A 13,795-nucleotide genomic window follows, 5' to 3' on the forward strand; every position below is an offset into this window, starting at 1 on the left:
GCGACCCGACGTCGCACCCGCTGCGGCTTCCCCCAACCACCCAATACACGACGGAGATAATCACCTCATGACCACCCCTGCATCCGCACCCGCCCCGACCGCCCCCGCCCCGTCCTTCCCCGAGGGCTTCCTGTGGGGCACCGCCACCGCCTCCCACCAGGTGGAGGGCGGCAACGTCAACAACGACGTCTGGCTGTACGAGCACGTACCGGGCACCATGTACGCCGAGTCCTCCGGGGACGCCTGCGACCACTACACCCGCTACCGGGAGGACATCGCCCTGCTCGCCTCCCTGGGGCTGAACTCCTACCGCTTCTCCCTGGAGTGGAGCCGCATCGAGCCGGCCGAGGGCGAGTTCTCCGCCGTCGCCATCGCCCACTACCGCGACATGCTGCGCGCCTGCCGCGAGCACGGGCTCACCCCGCTGGTGACGTACCACCACTTCACCTCCCCGCAGTGGCTCATCGCCCGCGGCGGCTGGGAGGACGCCGACACCCCCGCCCTATTCGCCCGCTACTGCCGTCGCGTCACCGAGGAGCTCGGCGACCTGTTCGACATCGCCTGCACCATGAATGAGCCGAACCTCGCCATCCTGCTGGGCGAGATGGGCATGTGTGAGCGGGAGCCCGCCCAGCGGTTCGGTAATCCCACCTGGGAGGGCGCCGCCCGCGCCCTGGGGACGACGGCGGACAAGGTCGCCGGCTTCCAGCTGTCGGCCACGCCCCAGGCCTACGAGATCAAGTGCGCCGCCCACAAGGCCGCTGTCCAGGCCATCAAGGCGGTCAAGCCCGAGATGCAGGTCGGCTGGACGCTGGCCAACTCCGACTTCCACGCGGCCCCCGGCGGCGAGGAGCGGGTGGCGCGCATGAACGAGGAGAACAACCTGCGCTACCTGCGCGTGAGTGAGGGTGATGACTTCGTCGGGCTGCAGACCTACAACCGCACGGTGCTGGGCCCCGACGGGCCGGTGCCGCCCGAGGAGGGCGCCGTGCTCAACCAGGGCGGGGAGGAGATCTGGCCCTGGGCGATCGGTGCCGTGGTCCGGCAGGCCTGGGACGCGGTCAAGATGCCGATCTACGTCACCGAGAATGGGTTGAACACGGAGGACGACGCCCAGCGGGTGGACTTCCTGCGCACCGCCATCGGTGAGGTCGGTGCCGCGATCGCCGACGGCGTGGACGTGCGCGGCTACATGTGCTGGTCGGCCATGGACAACTTCGAGTGGATCTTCGGCTACGGTCCCAAGTTCGGCATCATCGCCGTCGACCGGGACACCCAGGCGCGCACTCCCAAGCCCAGCGCCCATGTGCTCGGGGAGATCGCCCTGTCCAACGGGGCGTGCCTGAGCCGGGACTGAGGCGAGTGGCCCGCAGCCCCGCGCCCCCGCGCCCCCGCAGCCCCCGCCGAGGTCGGTAGATCTTACGTACTGAGTTCGGTAGTTGTTACGTGCCGAGGTCGGTAGTTGTGGGCTGTGGGGCTGCGCCTGTTCTCGGGTTGCGCGGTGTCATCGGGAGCCGCGGCGGCGGGCAGCAAGAAGGGCGAGGACCTCTTCGTCCTCGCCCCGTATAATCCGTGGCCTCATGGCCGTCGCGGGAGCGCCCGCGGGGTGAGCCGCGTCAGGCGGTCACCGTGTTGCAGTCGCTTTCAGCGCTGCTCGTTCTCGGCGGCAATCGCACGCTCGAGCTCACGCTCACGGGCGGCGGCGGCGCGGACGGCCAGATCGATGTCGAAGAACATGTTCGGTTCCTTTCGGTTGAGTTCTCCCGGCCGGTTCTTCGACCGGGGCCGGCTGGCTGTTCCTGCCGACGCCCATAAATGTACCTATCGGTCGGCACCCGATCCAGTTCTGAGAGTGTGCAGTCTGTCATGCTTTCAGTAACTCCATGAAACAAGTTGCAGCCTGTGCTCCAGGCTCGCCCGCGGCGGTTATGCGACCAGCACCGTGCGCCCACTGGTCAGCTCGCGCAGGTCGCCGTTGGGCGTCACGAGCTCTCCGGTGACGCCGGACGGCAGGGTCACCTCGTAGTGCACGGTGGAGTCGGGAGCTGCGAGCCCTGCGGCTGCGGCGTCAGCGGCAGCCTCCGCGCTGTTCGCGTCCTGCGCCGCCCGGTCGACGCGCTCCCAGGCGACCTCCACCCGGCCGAAGGGCGTGTCCCTGTGTGAGCGCGCCCAGGACACTGGCCCGCCGGTCAGCGGCGCCACCCGCACCCGTCGGTAGCCGGGCGCCAACGGGGAGATCCCGCCCAGGCGGCGGAACAACCAGTCATCCACGCAACCGAAGGCGTAGTGGTTGAAGCTCATCGCCCCCACGGTCCCGTCCGGGGCGACCGCGTCCCAGGACTCCCAGATCGTGGTCGCCCCCTCGGCCACCTCATACAGCCAGGACGGCACCGTGTCCTGCATGAGCACCGCCCAGGCCGCGTCCGCATGCCCGGAGTCGACCAGCACGTCCAGCAGGAACGGCACCGACAGGAAGCCGGTGTCCAGGTGGTCGCCTGCCTCATGCACCAGCCGCACCAGCCGGTCCGCCACGGCCCGACGCCGCGCGCCGCCGTCCGGATCGTCGGCACCGACGATGTCGAAGGCGAGCGCCAGCACGTACATGCCCTGCAGGTCCGGGGCCATGGCGCCGTCGGCACCGATGTACTCCGCGGCCACCGCGGCCCGTACCGCCTCCCAGCGCTCCCGATAGGCGGCCGCGTCGTCCGAGTGCCCGAGGACCTGCGCCACTTGGGCGAGGGTGCGCAGCGCCTCGGCGTGGAAGGCGGCGCCGACGAACTCGCTGGTCAGGTGCGGCGCCGTCATGATCGCGTCCTGGGCACCACTGGACAGGGTCGAGGGCGCCAGCCAGTCGCCGAAGTGCATGCGCGAGTTCCACAGCAGCCGCTGCCGGGCGGCAGCGGCGTCGTCGAGCCCGTCCCAGCCGGAGGTGCGGTCCGTGTCCTCCCAGTCGCTGCCACGCAGGCGGGGCGGCAGCTCGGTGGCGGCCTGCCGCGACTGCATCTCCACCCAGGCTTGCATGGCCGGGTAGTTGGCGCGCAGGGTGTGGACGTCGCCGTAGCGCTCCCACAGGGTAAGCGGCACACGGATGATCGCGTCGCCCCAGCCGGCCGCGGCGGTGATGCCGCCGATGCCGGGCTGTCCCTCCATGGCCGCCTGCCGCGGGGCGAAGGGGGAGATGATGACCACGCGGCCGTCGGCGAGCTGGTCTGCGCGCACGTTGCGCAGCCAGCGGGCCAGGAAGGTGTGCACCTGGGCGTTGTTGGTGGCGGCAGGGGCGAAGACCTGGATGTCGCCGGTCCAGCCGACGCGCTCCCGCTGCGGGCAGTCGGTGGGGATGGACAGGAAGTTGGCGCGCTGGGACCACACCGTGTTGGTGTGCAGCCGGTTCAGGCGCTCATCGGAGCAGGTGAAGTCGCCCGCCGGCTCCAGGTCCGAGCCGACGACGACGGCGACCGCGTCACCCGCCCGCAGCTCGCCGGGGTAGCCGGTCACCCGCGCGTAGCGGAAGCCGTGGAAGGTGAAGGTCGGCTCGTAGGTCTCGGGATCCTGGGGCGTGCCCGTGCCGGCCAGGATCCAGACGTCGCGCTGATCCTTGTTCGGGCCCTGCACGTTGGAGAAGAAGTTGCCGTCGGCGTCCAGGTGCTCGGAGTGCTCCAGGGTGATCTCGGTGCCGACCGGGCCTACGGCGCGCAGCCGCACCCGCCCGGCGATCACCTGCGCGAAGTCCAGCACCGTCTCCCCGGCCGGGGTGGTGATCACCCGGGCGGCGGGCAGCTCCAGCAGGCGGCGCACCGGTTCACCGCGGAAGGGCTCCAGGACGGTGGCCGGGTCCAGCTCGGCGGTCGGGATGATGCGCACCGGATCCCAGTCCGAGTCGTCGAAGCCGGGGCGGTCCCAGCCGACGACGGCGGCCGCGAGCCGGTCGTCACGCTTCTCGCCGATCATGATGTCGCTGTAGCGCAGCGGCCCGGACTCGGTGCAGCGGGCGTTGGCGGCTGGCCCCCAGGTTAGGTGGGTGCCGTCGGCCCGGGTGATCGACAGCTGCCACCAGCCGCGCAGCAGGGTGCCGTACTGGCCGGACTCCCCGGTGATGGTGGCCCGGCCGGCGAACCAGCCGTCGCCCAGGCGCAGGCCGAGGGTGTGGGGCCGGGGCGCCCCGGCGGGGTCCGCCAGGAGGGCGGTGACGTCGTGGACCTCGAACTCGGTGTAGGTGTGGTAGCTGGTCCACCCCGGTGCCAGCACGGTGTCGCCCACCGCGGCGCCGTCGATACTCGCCTCGATCACGCCCTGAGCGCTCAAGTACAGGCGGGCGCGGGTGATCGGGGCGGCGTGGACGTCGGCGCGGGGCAGATCCTGACGCACGAGCTTGACCGGGTGCAGCTTGTCCCCGGCCGGTACCGGTTCCTGCGGGGTGAACAGGGTGGCGAAGGAGGCCTCCGGCTCCAGTTCCACCGGCGTCTGGGCCGGCTCCACCCAGTCGGCGACGACGTCGGCCCCGTCCAGCAGGGAGGTGGAGAAGGCCGAGTCGGCCCAGGGTGAGGGCTTGGCGTTGGCGGCGGAGTCGGTCCAGATGCGTACCCGCCAGGTGTAGTCCGCATCCGAGGTCAGGGGCTCGCCGTCGTAGGGCAGCCAGGGCGAGGCGGGCGGGTCGGGGATCTCCACGCGGCCGGTGGCCCACACCGGCGGCTCGACGGCGGTGCCGGTGGCCGGGTCGAGGCCGCGCACCTGCAGTTCGTAGGCGCTCGCGGGTGCCTCGCCCGGCACCTGCCAGGACAGCACCGGCCGCGGCACCGCCACTCCGAGCGGGGCGTGCTGGTGGTCGACGGTCAGGTTGACGGGGGCGGGTGCGGGACCGGTTTGGGTGATCTGCATGGGGAGCTCCTTAGTCCGGGACGGGACTTGTACGGCTGTGTTCGTCCGGGCGTGCGCGCGAGCCTCAGTTCTCGACGAGTAGGCGGACCGGGCCGGTCAGGCCGTAGTCACGCACCGGCACGTCGTGCGTGGCCTCCGCCTTGCCGCTGAGAGCGGCGGAGATGTCCGGGATGGTCTCGTAGTAGCCGCGGGCCTTGAGACGGTTGGAAAGCGAGGAGGACACGCGCACGACGACGTCATTGGCCCCCGGCCGCAGTACGTCGGTGACGTCCACGCCCGGCGCCGAGGTGTCGAAACCGATCGGTGCGCCGCCGTTGATACTCACCGACCCCAGGCCGCCGCAGACGTCGCCAAGATCGAGCGCCAGACGCCCGTCCGGCACCACGTCAAGCCTGAGCGTGGTGCGGTACTCGCCCACGCCGGAGACCTCCGGGCCGACGCCGTCCAGGTCCTTCCACGGCGCCAGGGCGGTACCGTTGGCCCGCAGACGGGTGACGGCGGTGGCAGGACGCACCTCGCGGGTCGCGTAACCCAGGCCGCGGTCCTCCTCGATCAGCTGGGCTTCGCCGGCGTCCCAGGACTCCACCGTGATGTCCCAGTCGGAGAGCTCGGCGACGACGGAGACGGTGCGCCTATGCGGAGCGTCTGCGGCGCCGTCGGCGGCCGCCGGAGCCGAGCGGTCGAGCGTGATGACGGCGGCCTCGCCCGGGCGTAGGCGGACTGGGACGACGGTGACATCGGAGTGACCGGGGCCGATCGGCTCGGTGTGAGCGTCGCCCAGCTCGCGGAATCGGCCGCTCCACTGGTCCAGTCGGTAGGCGATGCCGGCGCCGGGAATCTTGATATTCACGCGGGTGGGCGCCTCGGTCTCGTACAGGAAGTGGTAGACGTACACATGGGTCAGGTCCCCGTCGATGCGCTCGTAGGCGAGCACGTTCTGATTCGGGACGGCGAACTCGTGGTAACCGGTCACCCCCAGCGCGCGCAGCGCCTCCACGGCGCGGGCGGGCTCATCCACCTCGGCGACGCTCGGCAGCACCTTCAGCGCCGCCATGGTCGCGGCCAGCTCCGCGTCGCGCCCGTCCAGTCCGGGCGTGCGGGCGGCCGCGGCCCCGTAGTGGAAGTACTCGCCGGTCTCCAGGCGCTTGAGCTCGCTGGCCCCATTGACGATCAGCACCCGCAGGCCCGCGCGCGCCCAGTCGAGCAGCCGGGCGGCGACGTCGGCGTCGAGCGCCTCCTGGTAGACGATGAGGGCCTGGTAGCCGGGCCCGTCCGGCTGAACGACGCCGTCGGCGAAGACCACGTCGTCGCGCAGCAGCAGCGAGCCGTCGAAGAACTCGTACCCCCAGCCGGCGTCCTGCATGCCCAGGTCACGCCACCAGTGGTTCTGGCGGTTGCGCATCCACATGCGCCCGTAGGCGACCTCGTCCGGAATGCGACGCTCGCCGTCGTAGAACATCATGCCGGAGGAATTGTCCGTGAAGTGGTCGGTGCGCAGGATGCCGACGTCGATGCGCGGACGGCCCCGACGCAGCACCTGCTGCACGCGCCCGACGGCCCGGTTCCACAGCGGATAGAACTCGGCGGCGGGCTGGCGCGTGTCGAAGCGTTCGGAGAACATGGGCAGCATGCCCTCATGGCCGGGCCACTCGGTGCTGCCCTCGGCGCCGGCGGGACTGGACCAGCCGTGCAGGACGGTCTTGGTGATGCCGGCCGCCAGCTGCGTGTTGATGATCTGGTCGTAGAAGCGGTGGGGCAGCATGTGGTTGCGGGTGGTCGCCCCGGTCTCCGAGGAGTACTGCTTGCCCAGTAGGTGCGCCGGCCCCGCCATGAGCCGGTAGGCGTCGATCTGGGAGCCGAACTCCAGGGACTCGGTCTCAATGCCGTCCACGGCCACGCCCGGGCGGGTCAGCTCGAAGGGCAGCCCATAGGAGATCTCGGCGCGCAACGCGATGCCCTGCTCGTGCAGGAAGTCGGCGAAGGGCTGGAGCATATGCTCGATGTACAGGTCGGTGAGGGTGGCCACGTAGTCGTGGCGGACCTTGGCGACCTCGGTGACGTGCGCGGCGTCGGGTTCGAAGTGGTACCGAGTGGACACCGCCATCAGCGGTGCGGAGCGCACCAGCAGGGGTAGCCAGGGGGTGATGTCGTAGCCGCGACGGGCGCGGAACTCCTCCGCGACGCAGCGCCCCCAGAACATGCCGCCCTCGCCCCAGGTGTTCAGCTCGAGGGAGTCCATGTACATCTGGGCGCGGGGATTGCGGGCGATGTCCGTCTTTAGGGCGTCGGTGAGGACGACCTCGCGCCAGTAGTCGATTACGGCGTCGACGCCGTCACGATCCAGGTAGTTGACCGTGTAGTTGACGGACGCCGACGGGCTCGCGGTCTGCCCGGTCCCGTGCATCCAGAACACGAACAGCCGCCAGTCGCGCGCGTCCGGGGCGCTCCACTCCAGCGCCTCGGCACCCTCGGCGCCGACGACGAGGGGTGTCAGGTCGGTGAGGGTGCCGACGTCGATAACCGGTGTGGGGGCTTGGGCGGCGGTTGCGCCCGCCGCGCCGTCGGCCAGGGTTGCGGCGCCGTCGGAGGCGGGTGCGCTGAGTCCGGAGGCTGTTGTTCCGGAGTCGGCGACCACGGCGGCCACGACGGCCACCAGGTGCTGCCGCTTCGGCGCCACCCGGGATCCCGGCAGTCCGCCCTCGCCGCGGTCGGCATCCAGGTCGACGCGGGGCAGGAGGCCGGTGCGGCGCTCGCGGACGTCCTCGTACTCCACGTTGAGCTCTTGCGCGGCGGCGGGGTCGTCCGGGGTGATGGTGGGCAGATTCGCGTTGGACCAGTTGGTGCCGGAGGTGAAGGAGAAGGACATGCCGCGGGCGGTGGTCTCGGCGACGATCGTGTGGGAGTCGTGGGTCCACTCCTCACTGCCCCAGCCGTAGCGGGAGGAGTCGATGTTCTCCTCGGGCATGGTCAGGAACTCCATGCCGCCGAAGCCGAGCCTGTGGGCGGCGGCGATCTCGCGGCGAATGGTGGCGTCGGTGTGCAGACCCTCGGCCAGCCACCAGCGCAGTTCCGGGCGGTACTCGATGGGCGGCTCGGCGAGGGCGGCGCGCAGCGCGTCCAGCGTGGGTATTGTGGCGGTCTGGTTCACGGGATTCTCCTTTGAAGCGCGCTAGGAAGACTGGCTCTTCCGGTTTGTGGGTGTGGTGGTTGGGGTCGGGGCTGCGGTGGGGGTGGTCGTTGTCGGGTTGGTGAGGTTGTTGTCGGTGGGTGTTGCTGGCTTGCGCTGATTCGTCGGGGCCGTTGAGATCATCTGGGCGCTGGACTGGGGCTGCTGCCATTGACGGCGCGCGGCGGTGAGCTTGGTGCCCTGCTCGACGGGCCCCCGGGTGCAGGCGTGAGCGCTCGGGGTGCGGGCCTGGCGTGTTCGCCCGCGCGCACCGGATGACGGTTCGGCACTTCGCCTGACGGTTCGGCACTTCGCCTGACGGTTCGGCACTTCGCCTGACGGTTCGGCACTTCGCGCCAACGATTCGGCACTTCTGACGACGCTACGTACCCCTACCGTACGAACCGTCGCAAGAAAGTACGAATCGCCGACCAGAACATACGAACCCTCACGCGAAGGTACGAACCGTCGCGTCAACACACAAACCTCCAGCCCAACACACCCTCAAACCGGAAGAGCCGGAAGACTGTCCGGAATAGGCGCAAACGCTCATGCGGCGCGGAAACGCCGATTGTGTGCCGATGGAATCATGCGGTTGCGGTTTTGGCGTCGCGGGCGCTGATCATCGTTTGTGCCGACTCCGGGCGATCTGGGTACGTAAGATCTACCGACCTCGGTACGTAAGATCTACCGACCTCGGTACGTAAGATCTACCGATCTCGGTGGAGGAGAAGGGCGGCGGGGCGGCGGGGCGGCAGGGCGGCAGGGCGGCGGGGGGCGGGTCAGTACAGGTCGGTGTCGACGTTGAAGGCCTCGACGACGGCGTGCAGCTCGGCGTCGGTGACGCCCTCGCCCAGGCCGCCGGCCATGATGTTGCGGACCTCGTACATGGCGCCGGTCTCGGCGTACTCGACCTTGTCGACGGCGGCCAGGGGGGCGACGTCGGAGCGCACCATGATGCCGTGCTTGGCCCACAGCACGATCACGTGGTCGCGCAGGGCGCGCACATTGTTCTCCATGAGGGTGGCCGACCCGGGCACCATGAAGTCGAGCACCTCAATGCCCTGGGGCAGCTGCACGATCGTCTCGGGCTCCCAGCGCAGGATGCGGCGGTTGAAGTCCGCGGTGTTGCGGATGTCCTTGATGTGGGAGAGCTGCACCAGGTACGGCGGCTGGGCGTGGATGACGGCCTGGAAGTCCACACCACGCTGCGCCACCTGGTCGTTGTGGACCGCCAGGTGGGAGTTGAACTCGCTGGTGGGGCGCACGTAGGCGCGGTCGGGGTGGGTGTACCAGGTGCCGGTGACGCCGCCCTCGTCCACGACGAAGGCGGATACGTTCGCCTCCGGGGATGCGGCGACGTCTCGCAGGCGGCAGCCCGAGCCGGTCACCAGTACGGTGCGGCCGGCCAGCGCCGGGGCGGGCAGCGGCAGCTCGGTGCCGGGGGTGAGCTGCGGGAAGCGGTCGGCCAGGCCCAGCTGCTCGGCCGAGGCATTGATGGACACGGAGATGTTGCCCGCGCCGGCCTCGACGGCGCCCATGTGGTCAAGGCGGCGTCCGGCGGCGCCCATCTGGGCGAGGATCTCTGACAGGGGCATGGTGGTCACGGTGGTTGTCCTTTCCGATCGGTGTTCTTGGAAGATTGTGGATGAGTGCGGCGGGGCGCTCGTACCCCGTCGGGGGTGGCCGTTTCAGACCGGGCGGGTCAGCCTTGCGGCGAAGCGGTCCAAGCTGGCGGCGGTCAGCGGCGAGCCGACGGCGTTGAGGTGCCCGTGGGGCACACCCGCGCAGGTGAGTACCTCGACGTCGGCCCCCGACTGCCGCAGCTGGCGGGCGAATGCCTCGCCGGAGGCGCGCAGGTCATCGTTCTCGCAGTTCTCGATGTAGGTGGCGGGCCAGCCCGCCAGACGGGCGGCATCGGCCAGGTCCCCCGGGAAGGCGTAGGCGGGTGCGCCCGCGCCGGCGTCGAGCCTGGCGCCGAGGTAGTTGGCGTTCATTGCCTCCATCATGTCGGCGGGGAACCGCAGGATCTGCGGCATCTGCCCCAGGCGGGCGGCCAGTTCCTCGCTGGGGGTGGGCCAGCGCCCGCCGTGGGCCACCGGGTAGGCGAGTAGCGCCTGCCAGGGGGCGGCGGCGTCGTCGATTCCGTGCAGTGTCACCCCGGCGGCCAGGTTCCCGCCGGCGCTGGCCCCGCCGACGGCGATGCGTGTGGCGTCAATGCCGAGCTCGGCGGCGTGCCCGCGCACCCACTGGTAGGCGGCGTAGGCGTCGTCGTGCGGGACCGGGTAGTGAACGCCGCCGGTGCACAGCCGGTAGAAGACCGAGACGACGCTCGCCCCGGTGCGGGTGGACAGGCCCCGGGAGACGGCGTCGGCCTCCGGCATGTCCAGGTCGCCGCCCATGAAGGCGCCGCCGTGGTACCACACCAGTCCGGCGCGCAGGCCCGCGTCCGTGGCCGGTGAGGGCGTGGGTGGGTTCCAGCCGGGTTCGGGACGGTAGATGCGCACCGGGATCGACCCGTGTGGGCCCGGCAGCTCGCGGTCCTCGACGAGCGTGTGAGTGGGCTCCGGCTCCCCGAAGGGAGCCTCCCATGCCTCCATGGCGGCCAGCGCCTCCGCGGCGAAGGGTGCCCCGGCGGCCGCGGCGGGGTCGGCGGCGGCCAGGTCCTCGGCGCGTGGGGCCGGGAAGCCGGCGATCAGGTGCAGGCGTTCGGCGTAGGGCGGCAGGAAGCCGCCGGCCAGCGGGGCGACGGGCACGCCGTCGCGGGTGGCGGTGGGCTGCGGCGTGGTTGGGGCGGCGCCGGGAGTGTCGGTCATGGATCTTCTCCGTGTAGTCGGCGGATGGTGCGTATGCGCGTGTCGCGGGCGTGATTCATTGGAACAGTTGTCGCTCGGCGGCCTCCCAGCCGGCGGCTGCGGCCGGGTCGGGGGCGTACTCGGTGATCTCGGTGGAGTCGTGCACCAGCTTTCGCAGCGCGGTCAGGTCTCCCTCGATCAGTCCTGCGCCGCGGGCGGCGACGACCATGTTGCCCAGGGCGGTGCCCTCGGCGGGACCGGCCACCACCTTCAGGCCGGTGGCGTCGGCGGCCAGCCGGCACAGCAGCCGGTTGCTGATACCGCCGCCCACCATGTGCAGCACGCCGACGTGCTTGCCGGACAGCTCGCTCGCCTCGCGCACGGCGCGGCGGTAGGCCAGGGCGAGGGAGTCGTCGATGCAGCGCACGTACTCGCCCACACTGCGCGGGCGCGGCTGGTCGGTGCGGATGGCGAAGTCGTCGATGCGGGCGGCCATGTCACCGGGGTCGAAGAAGACCGGATCATTGATGTCGACGACGGTGCGGAGCGGCTCGGCGGCCTCGGCAGCGGCGTCCAGCTCCCGGTAGGACAGCTCCAGGCCCTGTGCGCGCCAGGTGCGCACGGCCTCGTTGAACACCCACAGCCCCATGACGTTCTTCAGGTAGCGCACGGTGCCGTCCACCCCGAGCTCGTTGGTGAAGTTGGCGGCCCGGGAGGCCTCGGTGAGTACCGGTGCGTCCAGTTCTAGCCCAACGAGCGACCAGGTGCCGCAGGAGACGTAGGCGAAGTCGTCCCCGGCCGCGGGCACGGCTATGACAGCGGAGGCGGTGTCGTGGGAGCCGACGGCGACCACCGGCGTCGGGGCGCCGTCGGGGCCGAACACGTCGACGACGTCGCGGCGCACCGGTCCGACGACGGTGCCGGGCTCCACGATTCCCGGCAGCACGCCGTCCAGGTCGACGCCCACTGCTGTGCGCAGGCGCTCCAGCAGCGGCGCGGACCAGGCGCGCTCGCGGGCGTCGACCAGCCCGGTGGTGGAGGCGTTGGTGATCTCGGCGACCGGTCTGCCGGTGAGCCAGTAGGTGAGCAGGTCGGGCAGCAGCAGCATGGTGCGCTGGGCATCACCCGCGCTGGGAGCAGCGCCGTCGGCCGTGGCGGTGGCGCGCGGCAGGCCGCCGTCGCGGGATTCTGCCACCAGCTGGAAGACCGTGTTGAAGTCCTGCACCTGCAGGCCGTTGACGGCGTACAGCTCGGCGGCGGGGATGGCGGCGAAGACCTCCGCCGGCACGCCTCGCGTGCGCGGGCAGCGGTAGGCGGCGACCTGCCCGGCCAGCAGGCCGCTAGGGCTCAGCAGTCCGTAGTCGACGCCCCAGGTGTCGATGCCGACGGCCGACAGCGGGCCGACGTCGCGCACGGCGGCGAGCAGGCCCTCGCGGATCTCGTCCCACAGGTGCAGCACGTCCCAGTACAGGCGCTCGCCGTCGGGACCCGGCAGGGGGATGGGGCCGTTGGTGAAGCGGCGGGTCTCGGTCAGTTCGATGCGGCCGTCGGCGATGGTGCCGACCATGACGCGCCCGGAGGAGGCGCCCAGGTCGACGGCCCCGACGTGGATGGGGCGGGCGTTGGTCATGGTCAGAACCTTTCTCGGTTTGGGGATCAGGGGCGGCGGGGCCGGGTGGCCCGGGCGAGTGCTCGGCCCCGCCGTCGGGTTTTGGCTCAGGCGCCCCAGCCGGCGGCGGTGCCGCCGACGCGCTCGGAGCGGATCTGGTCCAGGTAGCCGGAGTCCAGGAAGGCGCGCATGGGGTCGGGGGCGAGCCCCTGGGACTCGCGCAGCTCGGCCAGCAGCGGGCGCACGTCGGTGTTGAAGGCGTCGACGAACACGTCGTTGGCGGCCAGGACGTCGCCGGCGCGCTGCGCCTGGGCGAGCGCCTCGCGGTCCACCAGCAGCGCCTTGGCGGTGGCCTCCTGCACATTGGTGGCCGAGCGGATCTCGCCGGGGATCTTCTCCTCCAGGTTGTGGCACTGGTCGAGCATGAAGTTGACCCCGGAGTCGGGGGCGAGCGCCCCGACGGCGACGATCTCGTTCATGATGCGGAACAACTGGTAGGGGTCGGCGGCGCCCACGATCAGGTCGTCGTCGGCGTAGAAGCGCGAGTTGAAGTCGAAGGCGCCCAGGCGACCCAGCCGCAGCAGCTGGGCGACGATGAACTCGATGTTGGTGCCCGGGGCGTGGTGGCCGGTGTCGAGCACGACCTTGGCCCGCTCTCCCAGCGCCAGGCAGTGCACCAGGGAGGTGCCCCAGTCGGGCACGTCGGTGTGGTAGAAGGCCGGCTCGAAGAACTTGTACTCCAGGACCAGCTGCTGATCGTCGTCGAGCGCGGCGTAGATCTCCGCCAGGGCATCGGCCAGGCGGTCCTGGCGGGCGCGGATGGAGTCCTGGCCGGGGTAGTTGGTGCCGTCGGCCAGCCAGATCTTCAGGGCGGGCGAGCCCGTGGCGCGCATGATGTCGATGCACTCCAGGTGGTGGTCGATCGCCTTGCGGCGGATCCTCTCGTCCGGGTTGGTCAGGGAACCGAGCTTGTAGTCCTCGTCCTGGAAGACGTTGGAGTTGATGGTGCCGATGGTGACGCCCTGGTCCTCGGCATGCTTGCGCAGCGCCTCATAGTCGTCGACCTTGTCCCACGGGATGTGGAGGGAGACCCGGGGGGTGACGCCGGTGTACTTGTTTACCTGGGCGACGTCGTCGATCTTCTCGTACGGGTCGCGGGGAACGCCGGCGGTGGTGAAGACGCGGAAGCGGGTGCCGGAGTTTCCGAAGGCCCAGCTGGGCAGCTCGATGGTCTGGGTCTGGAGCAGGCTGCGGGCCTCGGCGCTGAGGTCGGATAGCGAGGGGGTGGTTGCCGACATGATGTTCTCTCCTTCGTGAGTTCGGCGCGGATGGTGATTGGTGTTGGTTGGG

At 70.8% G+C, this 13,795-nt stretch carries 7 protein-coding genes; 1 reads left to right on the plus strand and 6 read right to left on the minus strand.

Annotated features, from left to right (window positions below):
• The first annotated feature begins 67 nt into the window (after nucleotides 1-67).
• A complete protein-coding gene (locus E4J16_RS02350; RefSeq protein WP_136194121.1) occupies nucleotides 68-1,357 on the plus strand; it encodes a glycoside hydrolase family 1 protein in 1,290 nt (429 codons plus the stop codon).
• Between the two features lie 569 nt (nucleotides 1,358-1,926).
• On the opposite strand, the gene E4J16_RS02355 is transcribed toward E4J16_RS02350, so the two are convergent.
• The 6 genes from E4J16_RS02355 to rhaI all read right to left on the minus strand — a co-directional run bounded on the left by E4J16_RS02355 (nucleotide 1,927) and on the right by rhaI (nucleotide 13,743).
• Nucleotides 1,927-4,875, minus strand: coding sequence for an alpha-L-rhamnosidase (locus E4J16_RS02355; RefSeq protein ID WP_136313155.1), 2,949 nt, complete (start codon nucleotides 4,873-4,875; stop codon nucleotides 1,927-1,929).
• A 64-nt stretch (nucleotides 4,876-4,939) separates the two neighbouring features.
• Complete coding sequence (locus E4J16_RS02360; protein ID WP_240038230.1) at nucleotides 4,940-8,023, minus strand: glycosyl hydrolase; 3,084 nt, start codon at nucleotides 8,021-8,023, stop codon at nucleotides 4,940-4,942.
• Nucleotides 8,024-8,823: 800 nt separating this feature from the next.
• Nucleotides 8,824-9,639 (minus strand): class II aldolase/adducin family protein, encoded by an 816-nt coding sequence (locus E4J16_RS02365; protein WP_168709539.1) that lies wholly within the window; start codon nucleotides 9,637-9,639, stop codon nucleotides 8,824-8,826.
• Nucleotides 9,640-9,732: 93 nt separating this feature from the next.
• Complete coding sequence (locus tag E4J16_RS02370; protein ID WP_136313157.1) at nucleotides 9,733-10,857, minus strand: alpha/beta hydrolase; 1,125 nt, start codon at nucleotides 10,855-10,857, stop codon at nucleotides 9,733-9,735.
• 55 nt (nucleotides 10,858-10,912) lie between these two features.
• On the minus strand, nucleotides 10,913-12,466 hold the full coding sequence (locus E4J16_RS02375; protein ID WP_136313158.1) for a rhamnulokinase: 1,554 nt from the start codon (nucleotides 12,464-12,466) through the stop codon (nucleotides 10,913-10,915).
• Between the two features lie 86 nt (nucleotides 12,467-12,552).
• On the minus strand, nucleotides 12,553-13,743 hold the full coding sequence (gene rhaI / locus E4J16_RS02380) for an L-rhamnose isomerase (protein WP_136313159.1): 1,191 nt from the start codon (nucleotides 13,741-13,743) through the stop codon (nucleotides 12,553-12,555).
• Nucleotides 13,744-13,795: the final 52 nt, after the last annotated feature.

The sequence above is a fragment of the Actinomyces procaprae genome (assembly GCF_004798665.1).
In the GTDB taxonomy this organism is placed as follows: domain Bacteria; phylum Actinomycetota; class Actinomycetes; order Actinomycetales; family Actinomycetaceae; genus Actinomyces; species Actinomyces procaprae.